18 protein-coding genes are annotated in these 21,064 nt (G+C 71.1%); 6 read left to right on the forward strand and 12 right to left on the reverse strand.

Annotation, left to right across the window (positions count from 1 at the left end):
- Positions 1 to 148: 148 nt before the first annotated feature.
- The 3 genes from AB0M02_RS27725 to AB0M02_RS27735 are packed head-to-tail and all read right to left on the reverse strand — an operon-like array spanning position 149 to position 2,387.
- Positions 149 to 721, reverse strand: coding sequence for a DinB family protein (locus AB0M02_RS27725; protein ID WP_364231737.1), 573 nt, complete (start codon positions 719 to 721; stop codon positions 149 to 151).
- A complete protein-coding gene (locus AB0M02_RS27730; protein WP_364231740.1) occupies positions 718 to 1,167 on the reverse strand; it encodes a nitroreductase family deazaflavin-dependent oxidoreductase in 450 nt (149 codons plus the stop codon). Before AB0M02_RS27730 ends, AB0M02_RS27725 begins: the two co-directional genes overlap by 4 nt.
- Before the next feature lie 23 nt (positions 1,168 to 1,190).
- Complete coding sequence (locus AB0M02_RS27735) at positions 1,191 to 2,387, reverse strand: NAD(P)/FAD-dependent oxidoreductase (RefSeq protein ID WP_364231743.1); 1,197 nt, start codon at positions 2,385 to 2,387, stop codon at positions 1,191 to 1,193.
- Between the two features lie 83 nt (positions 2,388 to 2,470).
- Between AB0M02_RS27735 and AB0M02_RS27740 the strand changes: the two genes are divergently transcribed.
- Positions 2,471 to 3,166, forward strand: a complete 696-nt coding sequence (locus tag AB0M02_RS27740) for an SDR family NAD(P)-dependent oxidoreductase (protein ID WP_364231746.1) — start codon at positions 2,471 to 2,473, stop codon at positions 3,164 to 3,166.
- 2 nt (positions 3,167 to 3,168) lie between these two features.
- On the opposite strand, the gene AB0M02_RS27745 is transcribed toward AB0M02_RS27740, so the two are convergent.
- Both AB0M02_RS27745 and AB0M02_RS27750 read right to left on the reverse strand, forming a co-directional pair.
- On the reverse strand, positions 3,169 to 4,605 hold the full coding sequence (locus tag AB0M02_RS27745; protein ID WP_364231749.1) for an ATPase domain-containing protein: 1,437 nt from the start codon (positions 4,603 to 4,605) through the stop codon (positions 3,169 to 3,171).
- The gene (locus AB0M02_RS27750) at positions 4,602 to 4,961 is read right to left on the reverse strand and encodes a response regulator (protein ID WP_364231752.1); all 360 of its coding nucleotides are present in this window, start codon (positions 4,959 to 4,961) and stop codon (positions 4,602 to 4,604) included. The genes AB0M02_RS27745 and AB0M02_RS27750 overlap by 4 nt, the downstream gene beginning before the upstream one ends.
- A gap of 65 nt (positions 4,962 to 5,026) precedes the next feature.
- Here AB0M02_RS27750 and AB0M02_RS27755 point away from each other — a divergent pair, with 65 nt between their 5' ends.
- The 3 genes from AB0M02_RS27755 to AB0M02_RS27765 are packed head-to-tail and all read left to right on the forward strand — an operon-like array spanning position 5,027 to position 9,616.
- Positions 5,027 to 5,359, forward strand: a complete 333-nt coding sequence (locus AB0M02_RS27755; protein ID WP_364231755.1) for a hypothetical protein — start codon at positions 5,027 to 5,029, stop codon at positions 5,357 to 5,359.
- A complete protein-coding gene (locus tag AB0M02_RS27760; RefSeq protein ID WP_364231758.1) occupies positions 5,356 to 5,991 on the forward strand; it encodes a hypothetical protein in 636 nt (211 codons plus the stop codon). Before AB0M02_RS27755 ends, AB0M02_RS27760 begins: the two co-directional genes overlap by 4 nt.
- Positions 5,978 to 9,616, forward strand: a complete 3,639-nt coding sequence (locus AB0M02_RS27765) for a hypothetical protein (RefSeq protein WP_364231761.1) — start codon at positions 5,978 to 5,980, stop codon at positions 9,614 to 9,616. Before AB0M02_RS27760 ends, AB0M02_RS27765 begins: the two co-directional genes overlap by 14 nt.
- A gap of 241 nt (positions 9,617 to 9,857) precedes the next feature.
- Here the strand turns inward: AB0M02_RS27765 and AB0M02_RS27770 are convergent, their stop codons facing one another.
- The 3 genes from AB0M02_RS27770 to AB0M02_RS27780 are packed head-to-tail and all read right to left on the reverse strand — an operon-like array spanning position 9,858 to position 13,352.
- A complete protein-coding gene (locus tag AB0M02_RS27770; RefSeq protein WP_364231763.1) occupies positions 9,858 to 11,285 on the reverse strand; it encodes a phenylacetate--CoA ligase family protein in 1,428 nt (475 codons plus the stop codon).
- Between the two features lie 23 nt (positions 11,286 to 11,308).
- Complete coding sequence (locus AB0M02_RS27775) at positions 11,309 to 12,703, reverse strand: hypothetical protein (RefSeq protein ID WP_364231766.1); 1,395 nt, start codon at positions 12,701 to 12,703, stop codon at positions 11,309 to 11,311.
- Between the two features lie 19 nt (positions 12,704 to 12,722).
- Positions 12,723 to 13,352, reverse strand: coding sequence for a class I SAM-dependent methyltransferase (locus tag AB0M02_RS27780; RefSeq protein ID WP_364231768.1), 630 nt, complete (start codon positions 13,350 to 13,352; stop codon positions 12,723 to 12,725).
- Positions 13,353 to 13,475: 123 nt separating this feature from the next.
- On the opposite strand from AB0M02_RS27780, the gene AB0M02_RS27785 reads away from it, so the two are divergent.
- Positions 13,476 to 14,273: an AraC family transcriptional regulator gene (locus AB0M02_RS27785; protein WP_364232232.1), complete on the forward strand. Its 798-nt coding sequence runs from the start codon at positions 13,476 to 13,478 to the stop codon at positions 14,271 to 14,273.
- A gap of 3 nt (positions 14,274 to 14,276) precedes the next feature.
- Here the strand turns inward: AB0M02_RS27785 and AB0M02_RS27790 are convergent, their stop codons facing one another.
- The gene (locus AB0M02_RS27790) at positions 14,277 to 15,305 is read right to left on the reverse strand and encodes a hypothetical protein (protein ID WP_364231770.1); all 1,029 of its coding nucleotides are present in this window, start codon (positions 15,303 to 15,305) and stop codon (positions 14,277 to 14,279) included.
- 95 nt (positions 15,306 to 15,400) lie between these two features.
- On the opposite strand from AB0M02_RS27790, the gene AB0M02_RS27795 reads away from it, so the two are divergent.
- Entirely contained in the window at positions 15,401 to 16,009 is a 609-nt protein-coding gene (locus AB0M02_RS27795) for a TetR/AcrR family transcriptional regulator (protein ID WP_364231773.1), read from the forward strand.
- Positions 16,010 to 18,075: 2,066 nt separating this feature from the next.
- Here AB0M02_RS27795 and AB0M02_RS27800 read toward each other — a convergent pair.
- The 3 genes from AB0M02_RS27800 to ligA all read right to left on the reverse strand — a co-directional run bounded on the left by AB0M02_RS27800 (position 18,076) and on the right by ligA (position 21,046).
- A complete protein-coding gene (locus AB0M02_RS27800) occupies positions 18,076 to 18,438 on the reverse strand; it encodes a VOC family protein (protein WP_364231777.1) in 363 nt (120 codons plus the stop codon).
- Between the two features lie 15 nt (positions 18,439 to 18,453).
- Positions 18,454 to 19,011, reverse strand: a complete 558-nt coding sequence (locus AB0M02_RS27805) for a dihydrofolate reductase family protein (protein WP_364231780.1) — start codon at positions 19,009 to 19,011, stop codon at positions 18,454 to 18,456.
- Between the two features lie 64 nt (positions 19,012 to 19,075).
- Positions 19,076 to 21,046: an NAD-dependent DNA ligase LigA gene (gene ligA, locus AB0M02_RS27810; RefSeq protein WP_364231782.1), complete on the reverse strand. Its 1,971-nt coding sequence runs from the start codon at positions 21,044 to 21,046 to the stop codon at positions 19,076 to 19,078.
- Positions 21,047 to 21,064 lie beyond the last annotated feature (18 nt).

Here is a 21,064-nt window from a genome sequence, read left to right on the forward strand (position 1 = left end):
GGATCAGGGCCGCCCCGGTCTGGTTTGCGGCCTCGATCGCCGTCGGGGGCTGAGCAACCGCCGGGGCTGAGCAACCGCCGGGGCTGAGCAACCGCCGGGGTGCGCCCGGGCGAGGGCTTGCGCGGGCCGGTGTGGCGTTCGACGGTGGCTAGGCGGCCTTTTGGGCGGCCGCCTCCAAGCGTGCCCGGTGCTCGGCCCACCACTGGGGTGAGGTGGAGGCGAGGTGGTCGCCCGGGGAGCGCCAGCCCGCGTCGCCGTCGAGGAGTTCGCGGAGGATGTCGGCGTGGCCGGCGTGGCGGTTCAGTTCGGCGAGCATGTGGGTGAGGATGCGGTTCAGGGTTACCTCGTTGCCGGGGGCCCACCACGGGACGTGGCCGACCGCGTCCAGGTCCAGGGCGCCGATGGTGGCGTCGGCGTGGGACCAGACCCGGTGGTAGAGGCCGACTATGTGTTCGCGGGACTCGTCGGGGGTGGCCCACATGTCGGCGTTCGGTTCCGCGCCGGTGCCGAACCAGGGGACGGGCTCGGGGAAGGGACGGCCGAACGTGACGCCGAAGTAGCCCGAAGTGATGCCGGTGACGTGTTTGACCAGGCCCAGCAGGTTGGTGCCGGTGGGGACCAGGGGGCGGCGGACGTCATAGGAGGACAGGCCGTCCATTTTCCACACGAGGGCCTCGCGCGCCTGACGCAGGTAGGTGTGGAGGTCTTCCTTCGCGGTCATCGGGGCTCCAGGACTATCACCACCGTCGGGGTGGTGCGCTTTTGCGCGTACCCATCAAGATCTTTGTCGATTGTCGCCCAGCGTGCCCACAGCCTGGTGTGCTCCTCGCCGGTGGCGGTGCGTGCGCGCACCTGGCGTGACCCCCGCCGGAACTCGACGGTGGCCTCGGGGTTCGCGGCGAGGTTGAGTTGCCAGGCGGGCTCGCCCTCGCCCCAGCCGTTCATGGACATCAGCACGAGGTCGGGGCCCTCCTCGAAGTAGGCGAGGATGACACTGCGCGGCTGGCCGCTGCGACGACCGGTGGTGGTCAGTCGCAGCGCGCCCCAGCGGCCGGGACGCGGTGGCCACAGCCCTCTGCGGCCACCGGTCACGCGGTAGATGCCACGGTGGATCGCCCAGGCGGTGCGGACGACCCAGCGTGGTGGAACCCTCACAGATTTCGCCACGCCTCCAAAGTAGGCGGCGGAGGCTAGCTCATCAGGCGGCCCATGTGCTCCGGGGCGAAGAACTCCACCGGCGACGTCACGCCCGAGTTGAGGCGGGCGAACGCGTCCATCTTCGCCTGGTTGCCGGCGATGGCGGACACCAGCCCGACCATCTGCGGATCCGGTGGCTGCAGCGACGCGATGCCGAGGGTCATCTGGTAGACCGGCATGGCGCGATTGTCGCGGCGGGCCTGATATCCGGCGAGGGCGTCGGCGTACGGGACGCCACCGCCGAGCGTCTGGTCCAGGGCGAGCGCGAGGTTCTCCGCGTCGAGGAACGCGTCGGTGATGCCCTGCGCGGTGATGAAGTCCTTGTTGTAACCCGCGTCGCCGACCAGTGCCCAGCCGGGGCCGTACGGGACGCGGAAGTAGTTGGGTACCGACGTGCCGGCGAGACGGGTCTCCCGCTTGGCGTCGGCGATCCGGTCGGCGAACTCGGGTGACAGCGAGAACGTCTTGAGCAGCTGGGTCTCGACGTCGTTGCGGTGGGTGGCGAGTTCGGCGTACGGCCAGCCGCCGATGACCAGTGTCAGGTCGTCGTTCGTCGGGCAGACCGCCCAGCCCCGCCCCGGCCGGCTGTACGCCTCGAACGTGTCGGTCGGAAGGTTGCTCCAGTACGCGTAGTACCCCACAGTCAGCGGGTCGTGGTCCTCGTAGACCGCGGGCGAGACGGCCTTGGCGACGACGGAGTTGCGGCCGTCCGCGCCGACGACGACCGGTGCGCGGTCCACGACGGCGAGGCCGCTGCGGTCGTGGCCACGGATGCCGCTGACCTTGCCGTCGGAGAGCAGCACCTCGTCGACGGTGAAGTCCTCGCGGACCTCGGCTCCGGCGGCCGCGGCGGCGTCGACCAGGATCTTGTCGAGGAGGGTGCGGCGGGGTGCGTACGCGTACGGCGAGTCGGGAGTGCCGGGCGCACCGGCGACCGTGACCGGCCCGAAGTCGAACGAGTAACGTCCGACGGGCGGGCATCCGGTCGCGGCGATCTGGTCGAGCAGCCCCCAGCGCTGCAGGGCGGATGCGCCCGGCGGATGGATCACGTGGGTGGAGACCGTGTCACTCGGGAAGGTGGCCCGGTCCACCAGCAGTGTCCGGTAACCACGGCGGGCCAGGAGCATCGCGAGCGGGGCTCCGGCGCAGCGCGCCCCCACCACGATGACGTCGTACGTCGGATCCGTCACACGGCCATATTGGACGATCAAGGGCGCCCTGTCGATCCGCCGAACCGGGCCTACAATGCCCATCGAAGAGAAGGGAGTGCTGGATGGATCTCGGCATAGCGGGACGTACCGCCCTGGTCGTCGGTGGCAGCGGCCTGATCGGGCGGGCGGTCGCCGCCGCGCTGGTCCGGGAGAAGGCACGCGTCTTCCTGGCCGGGCGGTCGGCAGAGCGGCTCGCGGCCGCCGCCGCTGAGGTGGACGGCCAGACCGGCATACTCACCCTGGACACCCGCGACGCCGACTCGGTGAACGCGGCGATCGAGCGCCTGATCGCCACCGAGGGGCCGATCGACATCCTGGTCAACACCGCGGCACCGCCCGCCAGCAGTCTCGACCCGTCCCGCGACAGCGACCCCGAGCAGGTGCTCGACGCGTTCGACGCGAAGGCCGTCGGATACCTGCGCGCCATGAACGCGGTCCTGCCGCACATGCGCGACGCCGGCTTCGGGCGGATCGTCAACGTCAGCGGGCAGAACGCGTTCCTGACCCGGTCGGTCACCGGTTCGGTCCGCAACGCGGCCGTCATCGTGGCGTCGAAGTCGCTCGCCGACGCATATGCCGGTAGTGGCATCACGATCAACGTGGTCAACCCAGGGTTCGTGAAGCCGGACGCTAGCGAGATCGGCGAGTCCACCCCCGATCAGGTCGCCGCCCTGGTCACGTTCCTGACCTCGGCCCACGCCGCCGCGATCAGCGGGGAGTCGATCGCGGTGGGGCACCGGACTCCCGGAGCTCAATGACCTCAGGTCCCCCCGCAGTCCCGCAGGGCGCTCCAGCCGAGCATGCCGGCCACCGTCTCGATCGGGTCGCCGACGGCCACACCCTCCGCGCTGACGTGGTACGCGTGGATGGCGTGGTTGTGCGAGCTGTTGCGCATCTTGAGGATGTTGACGGCGCGGCCGATCTCGGAGCGGTGCTCGATGTACCGGATCTGGATCACGTTGTGGAACAGGAACATCAGCCCGGCCAGCGGTTCGTCCATCGGGCCGATGGTCCGCGTCTCGCTGGTCACCCAGAGCGAGGCGCCGGCGGTGCGGATCAGGCCGAGCAGGCTGCGCAGGTACGCCGGGAACCGCTCGGTCTCGCGTGCCGTGTTCGCCATCTCGGCGAGACTGTCGATCACGATCCGGATCGGCCGGTCACCGGTGAGGTTCTGGCGGGCCACCGACGCCAGCCCGTCCAGGTCGAGGTTGCCGACCGGCACGTGGGAGATGACGAGACGGCCGGCTCGGCGGGCGGAGTCGAAGTCGTGGCCGAGCGCGGCGGCCGTACCGATCAGCTCCTCCGCGGAGTCCTGGAAGCTGATGAAGAGGCAGCGCTCGCCGCCGGCCAGCCCTTCGGCGATGAACTGCAGGCAGCCGAGGGTCTTGCCGACGCCGGAGGGCCCGAGCACCAGCGTCGCGTCGCTGCGCGGCACGCCGCCGCCCATGAGCGCGTCGAGTCCCCGGATCCCGGTTTGTATCCGGCCCGGCTCCGGATGGAACGCCTCGGGCAGCAGCGACTCGATCCGCGGGTAGACCTGCACCCCGTCGCGCGTGATGTGCACGGTGTGCGTGCCCTGCAGGTGCGGGGTGCCGCGCATCTTCACCACGCGCAGCCCGCGCCGGTCGATCGGCTCGCGCGGGTGGTAGGACATCTGCAGAATGCCGTCGGCCAGGGTGAACTCCGCGTTCGTCTGCGACTCGTCGAGGGTGTACTCGCCGATCAGCAGCAACACCGTCCCGCTGTGCCCGACCCGGCTGGAGAGGTCGTAGAGGGACCGGCGCAGGTCCTGCTCGCTGACGAAGTCCCGCAGCATCTTCGTGCTGTCGATCACCACCAGTGCCGGCCGGTCGTCGAAGACCTTGCGGACCACCTCGTCGATCAGTGGGCCGAGCGCGCTCGCGTCGCTGTCGCGGAGCATGTCGCCCAGGTGCACGTACTCGACCTGCGGCCCCAGGCGCTCGGGCACGAAGAACGTGAAGTCCATCAGGTGATCGACGAGCTTGGAGTGCGGCTCGGACAGGGTGGTGTAGTAGACGGCCTTGTGCTCGTCGCTCGCGGCGGCGAAGCAGATCTGCTGCGCGAGGATGGTCTTGCCGGATCCCGGCGGCCCGGACACGACGACCATGGATCCCGGCTCGAGGCCGCCGCCGAGCACCAGGTCCAGATCCGGCTGCCCGGTCGAGAGTCGCTTCACCGCCCACCACGTCCCTTCTGCAGCAGGTCCTCGGCTGCGACGAGCAGATCCCGGCCCTGACACGGTTTGGCCAGCGCGACGTCGGCGTCGGTCACCAGCTGCCAGTCCCCGCTGACGGCCAGGACGGGGATCGCCTCGGTGGCGGGGTCGGCACGCAACCGGCGGATGAACTCCAGGCCGTCCATGAGCGGCATCATCACGTCGGTCACCACGAGGTCGGGGGGCGACGAGCGTACGGACTCCAGCGCGGCCGCACCGTCGCTCGCCTCGGTCACGTCGTGCCCGGCGCGCGTGAGGATCCGGCGATGCAGGAACCGCAGATCCGGCTCGTCGTCGACTACCAAGACCCTGGCCATCGAACCCACCCTATCGACCGTTTCGCGGTATTTCACCCACTTCGACGATCCGCTAATTTATATCGATGGACTGGGGTGTCGCGGCGGCGCTCGGCATGATCGGCGGCGGGGTCGTCGAGGTCGTCGCCGTGTGGGGAAATCTGGCGGCCTGGCAGAAGGCCCGCCACGCCGCGCGCCTGCGGGGGCGGCGGCTGCCGGCGGTCACCCGCTACATCGACCCGGCGGCGGACACGCTCGTCGCGATCACCCGGCTGGGGCTCGGTGCGGCCGCCGCCGTGATCCTGCACAGCCAGATCTCCGGCGCGCTGACAGCGATCGCGGTGGGTGCGTCGGCGCCGGCGTTGCTGGCCCAGCTGGGCGCGGTGGTCAACCCCGCCGAGAGCGAGGCGGCATCATGAGCACCGGGCGTTACCTCACGCTTCTGATCGGGTCCGGGCCGAGCAGACCCAGAGGCATTCAGGGGTACGGGCTGTGGCGCCGTTACTGGTCCGCGTTGCTCGGCATCCACCTGCCACCCCTCGACGCCCCGGATCCCGCGCGCGCCCCAGCGCCGCCGACCCGCGCGGGATTCGTGCGGCTGCCCCGGTTCGACCGGGCCGCGCTCCGGCTCGCCGCCTCCGGTGACCCCGAGCGCCTCACGACCGGCTGGACATCCGGCGATCGGGCGTACACCGTCCGCGAATCCGGCCCCGGCGAGATCGAGCTGCTGGTCCACGTCGACCACGACGCCACCGCCGAGCTCCTCCCGGCCGACGTGACCACCGATCGCGGCACCCACCCGTACCTTCTGGTCTTCGTCCCCGACGACCCGCACGGCTCGGTCGCCGCGCTGCGCCTCAGCGCCTCCTTCCTCGACGTGGCCACCGGCCCCGTGCAGCCGTCGGCCGCCCTGGACACCGCCGACCCCGCGACGATCACCCGCTCGGTCGCCGCCACCCCCGACCCCGGCATGTCCGGCTGGGCCCGGCTGGTCGCCGGCCGCCCCGCCGACGACCCGATCGCCCGGGTGATCAGAGATGCCGCCGGCTGACCCGGCGCCCGCCGCCGACCGCTACGAGCTGTGCAGCCGCCTGCTGTTCGGCCCCGGCACCTGGTTCGAACTCTGCCGCGACGCCGCCGGCTCCCCCAGCGCGATCGCCGGCCTCCGCGCCCGCCTGGCCCCGGGCGCCGACGCCGCGGAGGCGTTCGCGACCCGCAGCAGCTGGCCCGGCGAATCCCGCCTCCCGCAGACACCGCCCGCACCGGATCCCGGTTCCGCCTCCGGCGACTCCCTCCTTCTGCCGGCATCGTTTCTCCTGCCGGGACCGTCTCCCCTGCCGGAATCATCTCTTCTGCCGGAATCGCCCGCGCCGGGTGCCGGCTCGGCCTGGTCGGCGGCGAAGGCGGCCTCCGACGTTCTCGCCGCGATGGACGGTGGGCCCGGCGCCAACGATCTCCTGCGCTCCGCGGCGGCGCACTGGCGCCGGGCGAACGTGCTGCCCACGCTGCCGTTGACCGGCGCCGGCATCGGTTCGCCCACGGCTCCCATCGCGCGGCGCCTGGCGGTGCTCACCGACGATGCCGCGGCTGCGGACCGTGCGGGGCTGGGCTTTCTGGCGATTTGCGTACGCGCTTTCGCACGCGATCTCCCCCGCAAGCGACGTGAGGCGGAACTGCCGGTGCTGTTCGACCGCCGGTCGACGGGTGGGCACGGCGTACTCCGCCTGACGCTGCTCGACGACGGGCCGCCCGGGCTCTACCCGGACCCGCGTTCGATGCTGTTCCTCGTGGCCGACCGGCGGTTCGCGGAGGCGCTCGACACGGCGTGGCGCACGGCCGGACCTCGGCTCCACGACCGGTGCGTGATCTGGCGGCTCACCACGGACGGGCTGCCCTGCGACGAGATCGCGGGTGGGTCGCTCGGCGCGGCGTTCGGGGTGGGACTTGCCGACCTGGCGCCCCGGTTGCTGCGGGCACGACGCCTCGACCGGCGGTGCGCGGTCACGGCCGAACTGCAGCCGGACACGCGGCTCGCGGAGGCCGGCGGTGTCCCCAACAAGCTCGAGGAGGCGGTACGCAAACGGTGGCGGGTCGTGCTGGCTCCGGCGCGCGACCCGGACACGCTCCCCGAAGCACTGCTGCGTGCCGCCCGGGTCCGGTTCGCGGTGGACCTGGCGGCGGCGGTGCGCTCCTGCCGTACGAAAATGAACCCCGCCTTCGTGGCACTTGCCGCAGCTGTCCTCCTCGCCGCATCCGGCATCGCCGGAGGCGCCGTGGCCGCGACTCGCGAATCCCGCGCCGCCCACCAACGTGAGATCGCGGTCGGCCTGATCCCCGCGGCCGCCTCGGTCCGCCGCACCGACCCGGCGACCGCGCTCCTCCTCGAAGCCCTCGCGGTCCGGCTGGGCGCACCCGGTGCCCGGCCAGTGCTGGTCCAGAGCGTGGTGGACAACCGGTTCGCGGGCGCCTTCGACGGGTTCGCCGGCATCGAGGATCCGTGCGGCGGACGGCAGACGTGGTCGCCGGACGGGCGCCTGATCGCCTCGATACGTCCCGCCACCGACGAGGTCCGGATCTGGGACACCGCGAGCAGGTCCCTGGTGAGAACTGTCGCCATGCACGACGACGTCACCGGGTGCGCCTTCTCCCCGGACGGGCTGACCCTCGCGATCGCGGTGGGCGGGCGGCTCGCGCAGCTACCGGTTCTCGATCCCACCTCGCAGCCGGTGCTCACAACTGTGGAGGCGGTGCAGGTCCAGTTCGCGCCGAACGGGCTGCTCGCGGCGATCGGGGATCACCAGCCCCTTCGGCTGTGGTCGGTCACCGGCACTCCGCGCCTGGTGGGGTCGATCGGGGCGGACGTCAGCGAGGGTCAGCGGCAACCGCCGGTGGCGTTCCACGCGGGGATGATGGCGTTCATCGACCGGCCGAACGTCGTGATCGCCGACCTGGCGCGACTCCGAGTGCGGGCGCGGCTGCCGGTCTCCGCGGAGAGCCTGGCGTTCTCGCCGCGCGGGGTGCTCGCGATCGGGCGTACCGACAGCCTCACCGAACTCTGGGACACCGGCCGGCCTCCACGCCGGACCGATGTGCTGCGGTACCAGGCTCCGACGGGGTACGTCGCATCGTCGTTGGGCTTCGGGGCGAACGGGACGCTGGTCGTCGCCTCCCACGCCTCGAGTCACGTGTGGCAGATCGGTTCGGAGGATCCGCGGCGGTTGCGCGCGCTGGCGCCGGTGGACAGCCAGGTGGGCAGCGCCGACCTCGCACCCGACGGGCGAACCGCGCTGGTCACCTTCGGCAGCCGCCCACCGTCGCTGTGGCGGGTCGACTCGCACGGCTGGCCGCGGGCGGTGGTGACCCTCCCGGGCGGGACGGTGTCCGGGGTGCGCTTCCTGCCGGGAACCACACAGATGCTGGTGACGGCAGCCGGAGGCGCGGCGGCGCTGTGGGACGTGGCGGATCCGGCCCGTCCGGTCCACCTTCGCGCTGTCGGCCCGCGTGAGGGGCGGGGCACCCGAGGCGGATCCTCCGCGGCATCGGTCTTCAGCGGCGACAGCCGCTTCTTCGCGGCGGCCGATGACGACGGTGGTGCCGGGGTGTGGGCCGTCGAGGGGCTGCGGCGGGTGATGACTGTTCCACGGAGCGGGGACGATGAGGTAGTGCCGCTGGCGCTGTCGGCCGACGGCGGCTTGCTGGTGACCCGGAACCACGAGAGCAACGGCCTCCAGCAGGGCGAACTACGCGACGAGAGGATCCACCTCTGGGCCGTCCGGGAGGGGACGCAGCCAACGGCGACGCCACCGGCCGAGAGCCAACCGCCCGGCACGACACCAGCCGAGACCCGACCGCCCGGAACGCCACCAGCCGAGACCCGACCACCCGGAACGCCACCAGCCGAGAGCCAACCACCCGGGACACCACCAGCCGAGACCCGACCACCCGGCACGACACCAGCCGAGAGCCAACCACCCGGCACGACACCAGCCGAGAGCCGACCGGTTGCGACGCTGCCGGCTGTGAGCGATCCGGAGGTGGCGTTCGCGCCGGACGGACGCTTGGTGACGGTGGTGCGTGCGGGAACGTCCGGCGACGCCGTCGCCACCTGGTGGAACGTGGCCGATCCGCGGCGGCCTGTCACCCTGGCCTCGCGGCGGTTCGCGATCGAGGCCCCGGGGGTGATCGCGTTCTCCTCGGATGGTCGTCGCATGTTCGTGACTTCCGAGACGGGACCCGGTGTCAGCTGGGACATTTCCGACATGTCGGATCCGCGCCTTGTGCACAGTCAGGTGTCGCTCCACGACGGCCAGGCCCTCGCCACCGCGACCTCAGGCAACACCCTGGTCCTCAGCGCCACCGGCGCCATCGACGTCTGGGACATGACCGACCCGACGCTCCCCGCCGAAGTGGCCGTGTTCGCCACCGACGACAAGTCGATCTTCCACGAGCACCTGGCGATCTCCCCCACCGGCCTGCTGGCGACGGCCCAGTGGGCGGAGGGCGTCGTGGGCCAGTACACCAACGAGTCCATCATCCAACTACGCAACGTCTCCCCGATCCTCACCGCCGTCACCGACCCGGTAGCCGCCGCCTGCCACATCGCCGGCCACGACCTACCCACCACCCTCTGGCAACGCCACGCCCCAGGCATCACCCCCCACCCAATCTGCCCCTAACCCCATGCGTGTGAAGTTGAGGCGCGCAGCGGGGCCGAACTCCACACACCCCAACACACAAGAATCGGCGTGTGGAGTACGGGTGCGCAGCAGGGCCGAACTCCACACACCCCAACACACAAGAATCGGCGTGTGGAGTACGGGTGCGCAGCGGGGCCGAAATCCACACACGTCAACGCGCGAGAAACGGCGTGTGGAGTACGGGTGTGGAGCGGGGCGGAAATCCACACGCGGGGAGGGGTCAGGCGCGTGTGTAGCGGTGCTTCACGCCGGGCGGGAAGTGCTCTGGATCTCCCGCGGGGCGCAGTGTCACCAGCGGCACCTGATAGTCCGGCGGCACGTAGTGGGCGAACTCGCTGTTCAGCCGCACCAGCTCGGCGCGGATCGACTCCCCGATCGTCGCGGCCAGGGACGGTGACCCCTCCACGCCGGGTGCCAGTTCCACGACCACCGACAGCCGCCGGTCACGGTCGGCGTCCTCCACGCTGCTCACCACGAACTTGCCGGTGACCAAGCCTGCCACGTGAGGGCGCTCGAGGCCCACGGTCACGTTCTCCGGGTACACATTGGCGCCGAAGAACGACACCGTGAACAGCGAGCGCCCGAAGACGTAGACGAACGGCAGGTCCGGCCCCTCCCCCGGGTCGAAACCGTGTGCGCGGCACAGGTCGAGCATCGACGAGTGGCTGATCAGGCCGCCCTCGTCGGCGATGTGGTAGCGCATCAGGGGTAGTGCGCCGTCGGCGGTGAAGGCCAGGGTGCCGTCTACGTCCTCGAAGAAACGGGAGGCCGGGTCGTACTGGACGAGGGTGGGCAGGCGGGCGTCGCCGAACAGTGGGGTGGCAATCGCGGGTTGGTCGGCCAGGAAGCGGCGGATCCGGGCGCTCAGTGGGGTTTCGTTGCCGAGTACGCCGGCGTCGGCGGTTCCGTAGAGGGAGGCGACATCGGTCACCGGGTCGGCGATTGCGGCGCGGGCGCTGACCAGGTCGCGCCATGCCTCGCTGAAGACCTCGCCGGCGAGGACGAGTTTGATGCGGTACGCCTCCCAGCCGGAACCGGCGTCGATCACGTTCTTCACGAACGGCGGGTAGCCGAGGAGGACGACCTGGTCGAAGAGCGGGCCGAGTTCCGACACGACGCGCAGGATCTCGGCGATGTCGTTGCCGGGCGCGGCCACCGTGATCGGGTAGCCCTTGGCGGCGAGGTGGCGGCAGGCGGCCGTCGTGTACATGCCGCCGACCCAGTTGCCGAGCGCGAAACAGACCACGGCGAGAGTGCTGCGGGTGGCGGCCTGGAAACCGCCGGCGAAGACCTGTTCGAAACGGGCGGCGACGGCTCGCTCGTCGAGCACCGAGCGGGGCCAGACGGTCGGGCGGCCCGACGACCCCGACGAGACGGCCACCATGTCGCAGCCGTTCAGGGAGCCGTGCCAGCAGCGGTGCTCAAGCCCGTACGGTGAATGGTAGTTGATCTTTGTGGTGAGAGGGATCTCGGAGAGTGAGCGGACCGCCTCGGCCTGGATGCCGTTCTCGGCGAGAAAGGCGGCGTAAGCCGGCACGTCGGCGGCCATGCGCCGGAAGAGGGTGAGCGGATCGAGGCCCGGCCCCTGCCCGACGTAGAAGTCACGCATCCCGGCGCTGGTCCGCGCGCCACGCTCGCTGTCGAACATTCGACCTCCCGGATCGTCGCAGACTAGAACAGCGTGGCCACCTCGGCGAGGAAAGCCGGGTAGTCCGCCCCGTGCGAGATCGCGGCGGTGTAGGTCGCGTCCACCGCAGCCGCGAGGGGATCGGCGTTGGCGAGGGCCAGCACGGCCGGGAACGCGGCCGCCGCCTGGAGCATGTTCGACGGGCCTCCGGGGATGGCGACCGTGGCCGGAGGGAGGCGGGGGTCGGCGAGGAGGCGGTTGAAGGCGGCGTGAAAATCGGTCAGCGGCATCTCGTCGGCGTCGAGCGCCTCGGTGATCCACTCGATCCGGTCGAGGCCGGCGATGTGGACGGCGCGGCGGGCGGACCAGTACGCGATCTCGCGCTGCCGCTCCGGCGGCAGGTCGGCGAGCCGGTCCAGCAGGCGGCGGTCGAGTTTGGCGAGCGGGCGCGCCCGGGCGACCAGCGAACGGACCCGCTGGCTGGGCGGCGGTCCGCTCCACATCCGCGCCAGCCTCTCCTCGTTGCGCCGGCGGTAGTCCTCGGCGAGCGCGGTGGCCTTCGCGGCCTCGGCGATCAGCGGCGCCTCCCAGGCCGGGCGGGCCGGGTCGTCGAGCAGGTGGTCCCAGATGAGACCGAGAGTGACGGCGTGCGGGCCGGGGACGTTCTCGTGACGGAGGGTCAGCTCGCCGTCGGTGTCGCGCTGTAGCCGGATCGTCGTGGGACGGTCGTCCGGGAGCTCGATCAGCGGGTCCGGGAAGATGGGTTCCGGCGCGCGGCGCCACTCCCAGGTCCACTCGTCCTCGGCGACCGCCCGCACGTGGATCTCCAGATCGCCGGCCGGCAGGACCCGGTCGCCGAGCTCGATCACAGCGGGACGGACGACGGACACGCGCGGCGCCGAGGCGAGATCCGGCCCGGCCTCGCGCTGCCGCGTGACCAGGCCGGTCATCGCCCATTCCGCCGCCTTGCCCGGTTTCGTGACCCAGCCGCCACGGCTCCCGTCCTCGAAGATCGTCCGCAGCCCGGTCTCCTCGTCGACCGGCCAGATGTGCACCTCGTGCTGCTCGGGCGGGTCGTCGTCGGTGCGCACCGACTCGTGGATCCGGTCACGGGCGAGCACCCGCACGCGCACCAGGCCGGGGCGCGACGTGACGTCGTGCGACCGTTCGCCCATCAGCCCCATCACGAAGAGCCGGCCGTCCGGTGACCACAGTGTCGTCTCGCTGGCCGCGTCCCACTCGTCCCGGTCGGGGTCGGGCGGCGGCCCGTCGTGCACCACGACGTCGATCTCGATGTCGCCGGTGTGCACGCCGGTGAACGCGGTGCACACGGACGGCCCGCCGGGATGCACCAGGTCGTCACCGACGGTGTAGATGTCCAGGCGACTGCCGATGAACCGGGTGGTGAACACCTCGTACTGACAGTAACTGACGAACATCGGGGAAGCTTATCGATGTTCAGGCACGCGCGCGGTACAGCACGTAGTCGCCGAACCGGGCATGCCCGCGCCCGTTCTCGGCCACGTCGGTGAGCCCGCCGTCGCGCAGCGCCGCGAGCACGCGTCCGGGCAGGTCACCGACCAGATACGGGTGTTTGCGGCCGGCCCGGTGCCCCTCGGGCAGACCGGCGATGTCGAGAATGTGCACCTCGCCGCCGGGTCGCAGCACGCGCCGGATCTCGGCCACAGCGCTCGCGGTCTCCGCCGGGTCGAGGTGGTGGATCATCAGCGAGGAGAGCACCCGGTCGACGCTGCGGTCGGGGACGGGGAGGCTTCTCGCGTACGCTCGCTCGAATTTGATCTCGGCGCGCGCACGGCGGGCCTTGCGCTTTGCGCGGCGCAACGCGGCCGGATCCGGGTCAATACCCATGAGATGTACGCCGGACGCGCGCGCGGCCTGAGCCAGGAGGAGGTCTCCCGGTCCGCAGCCGATCTCAAGCACCCGGTGTCCCGGCTCGATGTTCGCGCGGTCGAGCAGTTCGGCGCGCACCTTCGGGACGCCCCAGAGGCGGGTCAGCGGCTCGTAGAGGAAGAGCAGCCATGATTTGCCCATCGCGGGCAGGTAGTCGTGGGACTTTGTTTCGGTCATACGATGAGCATCGTGGGGCATCCAGAAGGTCACCATGGCGCATTTGTGGTTCCGGTAGGACAAAATTCGGGCGTGGTCGGCTTCGACCGCCGGCCCGGGGCGCCGCCCGTCGTCGCCGCCCGCATGCGTGGCGACCAGCCCGCCGTGACCCGCGCGCACGCGCACGAGTTCCTGGTGGTGTTCTACGCCCACCGCGCCGACAGCCGGGTCGAGCTGGACGGGCGGACGTGGACGGTCAACGACGGCGACCTGTTCGTGATCGCGCCGGGCCAGGTGGTGCGCTTCACCGGCCCGGACGGCGTGGCGGTCCGCGACGGCTGGGCGGTGTGGTTCCCGGCCGACGTGATCCGGGCGGCGGAGGCGTACCCGTCGTGGCGCAGCCACCCTCTCCTCTTCCCCTTCGCCCGCGGCGCCGACCGCGCGCAGCGCCTGCACGTGCCGGAGCCGGAACGGTCCCGCTGGTTGAGCCGCTTCGCCGCCCTCGATGTCGAGTTGCGCGATCGGCACGACGGGTATCGGGAGGCCGCGCTCGCCCACCTGACCCTGCTGCTCGTGGCGGTGTCCCGGCTGACCGCCGACGTGGTGGACGCGCTGCGGGCGTCGGACGAGCCGGTGCTGGCCGCGGTGTTCGAGGTGATGGAGCGGCGGTACCAGGAGCCGGTGTCGCTGGCGGACATCGCGGCGGAGGTAGCGCTGTCGCCGGGTCATCTCACGACGGTGGTGCGGCGCAAGACCGGGCGGACGGTGCAGCAGTGGCTGACGCAGCGGCGGATGCAGCAGGCCCGGCGGTTGCTGGCGGAGACGGATCTGACGGTGGCGGCGGTGGCGCGGCGGGTGGGTTACCCGGATCCCGGGTACTTCATCCGCCGCTTCCGCATCGACCATGGCATGACGCCGACGGCTTGGCGCAGCGCGGGATGATTGTCAGACGCTTGCCGGCACCGCGGGCTGCGCGGGTGCCCCGGCGGCCGGTGCACCCACCTGGCGCCGCGCCTTCAGGCCGCCGGCGACGGTCAGGGCGAGGCCGACCACGAACCACACTGCCAGCACGATGAGCGAGTGCGTGGCGCCGCTGCCGTCGAAGAACGCGGTCGAGCGCAGCAGCGAGCCGCCCGCGCCCGGCGGGAGGGCCTGACCCAGGGCGCCCGACCAGCCCGGCAGCATCTGCGGTGCGGTGGTCATGCCCGAGAGCGGGTTGCCCAGCAGCATCATCGTCGCCGCGCCGAGGCCGAACCCGGCCATCCCGAGCAGCGACTCCAGGCCGACCAGCGTTAGTGACGTGGCGACGATGGTCAGGGCGATCGCACCCGCGTTCGCCAGGTAGGAGCCGTCGATCGAGCCGAGCCAGAACTGCAGGATTGCCGCCATCGCGAGCCCGCCGGTGACCGCGAACGCGAGCGCACCGACGACGCGGCGGGCGATGCCGCGCACCCGAGTGGTCAGCACGACGGCCGCGAGCATCCCGCCGAGGACCAGCGGGAGCGCACCCGCGGCCAGCCCGGCGCCGCGCGGGTCGTCGGCGGGCAGCGCGACGATGTCCCGGACCGCCGGCGCACTGCCGGTCTCGCCCTGTGCCATGGCGGCGGCGATGCCCTGCAGGGTCTGCGCGACCACCGGGCTGGCGGCCGAGGCGGTGATGACCTGCGGTGTGCCGTTCGTGAGGTCGATCGCGCCGTAGACCTCGCGGTCCCGGATCAGCGCCTCGGCAGCGGCCGTGTCAGCCACGACCGTCACGTCGAACCCGTCCGGCAGGCGCTGCCCCAGCGTCGCGGTCACCTGCGCCGCTGCCGGGGCCGGCCCGGCGACGGCGATCGGCACGTCGTGGACCGAGGACCGCACGGACGGCCACGCGAAGGCGGTCAGCAGAACACTGATGAGAACGGTGAGCAGGGCGACCGATCCGGCCACCACCGCCCAGGGCGACGGCTCGGTGCCGGCTGCGCTCGTGGCCATGACGACTCCTTAAAAGAACGGTTGTTCGCTTTACCGAGTCTGCGCGCGGGCGTGGCCGGTTGTCAAGAACGAGCGTTCGCTTTACTGTCGGCTCCATGCCACGCGTCAGCCCCGAGTACCTGGCCGGGCGCCGCGCCGAGATCCTCTCCGCGGCCGCCCGGCTCTTCGCCGCCAACGGCTTCCACGCCACCTCGATGGCCGACATCATCACCGAGTCGCAGCTGTCCGCCGGCGCGGTGTACCGGTACTTCCGCAGCAAGGAAGAGCTGATCGGCTCCGTGGCCGACCTGGCACTCTCCACCGCCGACGAGGTCTTCGGCAAACTCCTCGCCGGCGGCGCCACCCCCTCCCCCGCCGACGCCGTCGTCACGATGATCACGTCGGTCTCCGAACGCCTCATGAAGGACTCCGAGACGGGCGTCGACATCAGCCGGATCGCGGTACAGGTGTGGGCGGAGGCTCTGCGCAACCCCGAGGTCTCGGCCCGCGCCGACCACACATTGCGGCGCCTGCGCGCCCACTGCGCCGAGGTGGCCCGCCGGTGGCAGGCGGCCGGCAACCTCCCGGAGGCCGTGAATCCCGAGGATGTGGGCGGGGCGATGCTGAGCTTGGCGCAGGGCTACGTCCTGCAGCACCTACTGCTCAAGGACTTCAACCCGGAAGCCTATGCGGCGGGAGTCCGGGCCCTGCTCACCGCGGGCTGAGTGCCTGTCTCGCCACCCACGATCGGGTCAGGGTGCGCTCGGGGCCGGCTGTCGCCGGCACCGCAACCGTCCGGTGCGGCTCTGGCCCCGGCGGAGAAGCCGGTGCGAAAGCTGATCGACGGCCGGCAGAGGCACCTGTCCCCGAACACTTCAAGGCTCAGATCACCTGGGCAACCATCACCTTGATGACCTCGCCGGATCATCCGCGCTCGCGTCAGGCGTGCCCGTTTCTGGCCAGCCGATGCGCTCGCACCTCGGTGGTTGGTCTGGATTGACTGCATTCCCACTGTTTCTTCCCTGAGAGGTGACCAGTCATGAGCAGTGCCGGCGAAGCGGGCATGATCGCGTCGGGTTCGGGATGATCCCGACAACCCTGTACCGGGCGGCGGATTCCTGCTCTTCAGGCGCCACATCTCAAGCGCTACGCCAGCAAACTGTCGGGTTGACGACGGCTCTTGCAGTCTGAACCCCGAGTAGCCGTGCAATTACCGTGCGTACTCTCGTTATGGACCTCCGCTGTTACCGCGGCGGAGCAATCGATCGGGGGATGATCAGAGTGAATGTTCGCAAATTGGCTGTAGCGGCAGGTTTCGCCATCGCGGTCGGCACTGGCTCGACTTCAGTCGCGGTGCTAACGACGGCGAGTCCATCTTTCGCCGCACCGGCTTATGATCCCGACGACCCGGATCGCATCCAGGGCGCCCGTGAGTCTGCAGAAAGTCAGAGCCGGCACGAGCGGGACCAGCAGGCTCAGATTGACCGCGACCGGGCCGCCTGTGAATCCCGGGGAGTGACCAATTGTGAGTCGCTGAAGGAATTCGTCGCCTCTCAGGCCCCCGGGCTCGGCCCGTGGACGGAAAGGGGCTGCAGGGCAGCTTACAGCGCCGCTTGTGCGGCTGACCATCCCAGGGAGAGCTCCCGCGACTGATCGACGCATCCCACAGCCGAGCAATTAACCGGGGATTGGTACAATCAATATCAGCAGGATCAGTATCGCCGTGGCATTCGACACTGGCTCGACTTCGGTCACGGTTATGACGACCGCGAGTCCAGCCCTCGCCGCACCTATTTTGGATCCCGAGGTGCCGTGCTGATTGCCCAGTCCCGTTGATCCGGAAATTCGGGACCACGACATTGACCGGCCCGTGAAAAATTATCGTCGGAGATTGCCGGCAACCCTGGCCGACCGAGTGGCCCGGGCCGATCTCGCCACCATTCGATCCGCCTGTCCGGGCCGACGAGCGTGTGCCCTCCATCCGATCGGCCCGCGTTTGTCAAAGGCGCTCCGGTCGTATCGGCTCCTCCACCGGCTCAGGCAATCAAGCGCCGGGCGGTGATCACTTATCACACGCGGCGTGAGATCACCGCAGGTGCCGATGACGCCAACCGCCCTGCTCATGGCGATGGCAACCGCCTGCAGCACGCTGGCCGGGCACGACGCCGCCGAGCCGCATCCGAGCAGCGCGCCGCCCACGCGCTGCTCGGACCCCCATACCGACGACGGTTACCCCAGTGATCGCGGAACGTCGGTGCGCCGGCGGATTTCGCGACCAGCGTTTAGTCGGCAGGTGCCGTCCTGACAAGCGCCCGGCCGCGCACCTCACACCCCCGGACCGCTCGGCCGGCACAACGCCGGCTGCCCCGGCAGCCGACCCGTCGGCTGGCGCCGGTCCACCTCACCTGGGTGGCGGAGGGTGGCCAGGTCAGCCACAGCGGCGCCCGAGAGCCCACACGCGGCAGAAGGATCCACGACGCCCGGCGCGGAAAGCCAGGCGCGGCCCGCAGCACGTGGACAGGCACAGCGCGACGCGGACCGACGCGCGGCACGGACCTCAAGGCGCGGCACGGCCCAAGCCGCTGAGAGGGCGTCGAGTGTCCCGAAGCTGGGCCGACAACCCAGCGCCCGCACCGCCGCCCCCGAGTCATAAACCCGATCAAGCGACCGAGGCAACCCTCACCCCCGAGGCCGAACCCCTCCGCCCACGCACGGACCACCCGCCCGCCGAGAGCCCCCCGCAACCGCCGAACCCACCAACCCCGACGAACCCGTCACCAGGACTGCCCGCTCACCCCTCGACACAGAAGCGATTTCCCTCGGTGTCGGCGAGCACGACGAACGGCTTCTCCCCCGGCGTGGGTGGTGGATAGAACGGCCAGTCCACCCGCTGCGCGCCCAGCCCCACCAGCCGCGCAACCTCGGCCGCGAGGTCACCGTCGGCCGTGAGGTCCAGGTGGATCCGGGGGAACTCGGGGGCCGGGCTCTCGCTGACGTCAAGAGCGATGGGCGTCCCCCGACCCCCCGGCGGCGGCTCCACCACGAACCAGTCGTCGCCGTCCCAGCGTGGCGGGCGCCGCACCCAGCCCAGCGCCCGCATCCAGAACTCCCCCGCCCGCTGCGCATCCGCCACGCCGAGCGAGATCTGCGCCATCCCAGCCACCCGATCTCACTCTCCCGACAGATGCGCGAGCTTTCCCGAGTAGTGCGCGAGCACCGCCCCGCTGGACGTGCCCTCCACATCGACCAGCCGCCACCGCTGCGTCTCCGCCGCGTCCGGGAACAGCCGGCGTCCCCGCCCCGCCACCGTCGGCGCGATCACCAGGCGCATCTCGTCGACCAGGCCCGCGGTCAGCAGCGACCGGCTCAGGTTGATGCTCGCGTGCAGCCCGATGTCCCGCCCGGGCTGCGTCTTCAGCTCCCGGACGAACTCGACCGCGTCGGTTCCGACCACTGTCGTCTTCGCCCACGGCTCGGCCGGCGGCGTCGAGGTGAACACATACTTCTCGACGCCGTTGATGAAGTCGGCGAAAGGCTGGATCTCGCTCGTCGGCCAGAACGGCGCCCAGTCGTCGTAGCTGCCCCGCCCCAGCAGCACCGCGTCCTGCGACTCGATGACGCGGGCCAGGTGGGCGTCCATCGCGTCGTCCCAATCCAGGATGTACTGATCGGGATGTTCCGCGACGCCGTCCATGGACAGCAGCGAGTAGAGCACGACCTTGCGCATCCGCGTCACCTTCCGAAGGAGTTACGTCGAGGGTCAGACCTCGGGGCCGCCGCGAACTCATCGGTCACGCCAGCAGTTTCGCGAACTCCTCCGGGCCGATGACCGGGATGCCCAGCTGCGCCGCCTTTTTCGCCTTGGTGGTCGTGGTCTCCGCCGTCACGAGCGCCGTGGTCTTGGCCGACACGCTGCTGCTCGCCGAACCGCCCAGCGCCTCGATCCGCTCGCTCACGGTCGTCCGGGTGTAGCCCGGCACCGAGCCCGACACCACATAGGTCTTGCCGGCGAGCGGTTTCTCGCCGCCGTCGTCCTCGACCCGCATCGTCAGCCCGCTCGCCGCGAGCCGGTCGATCACGTCGCCCATCGCGGCCAGGCCGTCCACCACGTGCTGCGCCTTGATGGTGCCCATCTTGTCGATCTGCGCGATCTCCTCGACGGTCGCCGCCCGCAGCGCGTCCATCGACTTGAACCGGGCCGCCAGCCACCGGCCCACGCTGCGCCCGGTCATCCGGATCCCGAGCCCGGTCACCACGCGGTTGAAGGGCTGCCTCTTGCTCGCCTCGAGCCCCGCGATGATCCGCTCCGCGTTGGAGCGGCCCAGCGTCACCGTCCCGCCCGCCACGGTCTTGCCCACCGCCAGCTCGGCGATCCCGTCCACGGTGAGGTCGTAGAGGTCGGCCACGGTCCGCGCGATCCCCTGCTCGACCAGCACGTCGCAGAACGCGTCACCCGCGCCGTCGACGTCGAGGGCGTCGCGACTGCACCAATACGCCAGCGCGTTGGCGGCGGCGCAGGACGCGGTGTGGCAGCGCCAAAGCAGGCTCGTCCTGTCCCACGGCTCGCCGCACTGCGGGCAGACCTCGGGTGCCACCCACGGGGTCAGACCGTGCGGCTGCTCGCCGATCGGTGAGGTGACCCGCGGGATCACGTCACCGGCCCGCCACACCGCGACCGTCTGACCGATGGCCAGGCCCTGCTCCGACACCCACTGCGGGTTGTGCAGCGTGGCCCTGGTGACCGTGGTCCCGCCCACCATGACCGGGTCGATGATCGCCCGCAGGCTGATCCGCCCGGTCCGCCCGACCCGGACCTCGATGTCGCGCAGCACGGTCGACGCGGTGTCCGGCGGGTACTTGAAGGCGACCGCCCAATACGGCGTGCGGCTCGCCAGGCCCAGCCGCCGCCGGGTGCCCTCCGCGTTCGCCTTGATGACCGCGCCGTCGATCGGGAACTCCAGGTCGGACCGGTGCGCCCCGATGGTCTCGACGGCCGCGATCACCTCCTCGGCCGTGAAGCACTCGCCCGCCGCGTCCGCCACCAGCGTGCTCGCCGGCGGGAACCCCAGCGCCGCCGCCTGATCCATGGCCGCCACGTGGCTGCCGAACGTCCCGCTGATCTCGTAGACCGCGAACGTCATCGGCGCCTCGTAGTTCCGGTCGATCGCCCGGATCGCCCCCGCGACCGCTCCGCGCGAATTGACGAACGCCTTGCCGCCGGCCTCGACCCGGTTGGCACTGGCCGTCTCGAAGTCGCCCACCGTCATGTAGACCTCGCCGCGCACCTCACCGCTCCACGACGTGCCCAGCGACGCCGGCAGGCCCGCGACACCCCGTCTGACCTGCGGTGTCACGTCCTCGCCGGTGGTGCCGTCGCCGCGCAGCGCGGCCAGGGCGAGGCGGCCCTCCACGTACTCTGCGCGGATGGCCAGGCCGTCCAGTTTCACCTCGACCAGGCAGCCGTCACCGCCGAGGGTCGCCACGAACGCCGCGATCTCCTCCGGAGTCTTGATCTTGTCGAGGGACAGCATCGCCGTCGGGTGCCGCACGTCCCCACCCGCCGACGCCCCGGCCGCCACCGCGGTCGTGATGCCCTGGTCGTCCCAGTCGGGATGCGCCGCGACGGCGGCCGCGATCCGGTCGGCGAGAGCGTCGTAGTCCGCGTCGGTCATCAGCGCGTCGCCGGTGTCGTAGTAGGCCTGGGCGGCCCGGCGAGCCTCGTCGACAGCCTTGTCGAACTCCTCGCGCGTGGAGAGTGTCATGCCGGGAGACTACGACCG

Origin of the sequence: Actinoplanes sp. NPDC051861 (assembly GCF_040681145.1) — a bacterium.
Lineage (GTDB): Bacteria > Actinomycetota > Actinomycetes > Mycobacteriales > Micromonosporaceae > Actinoplanes.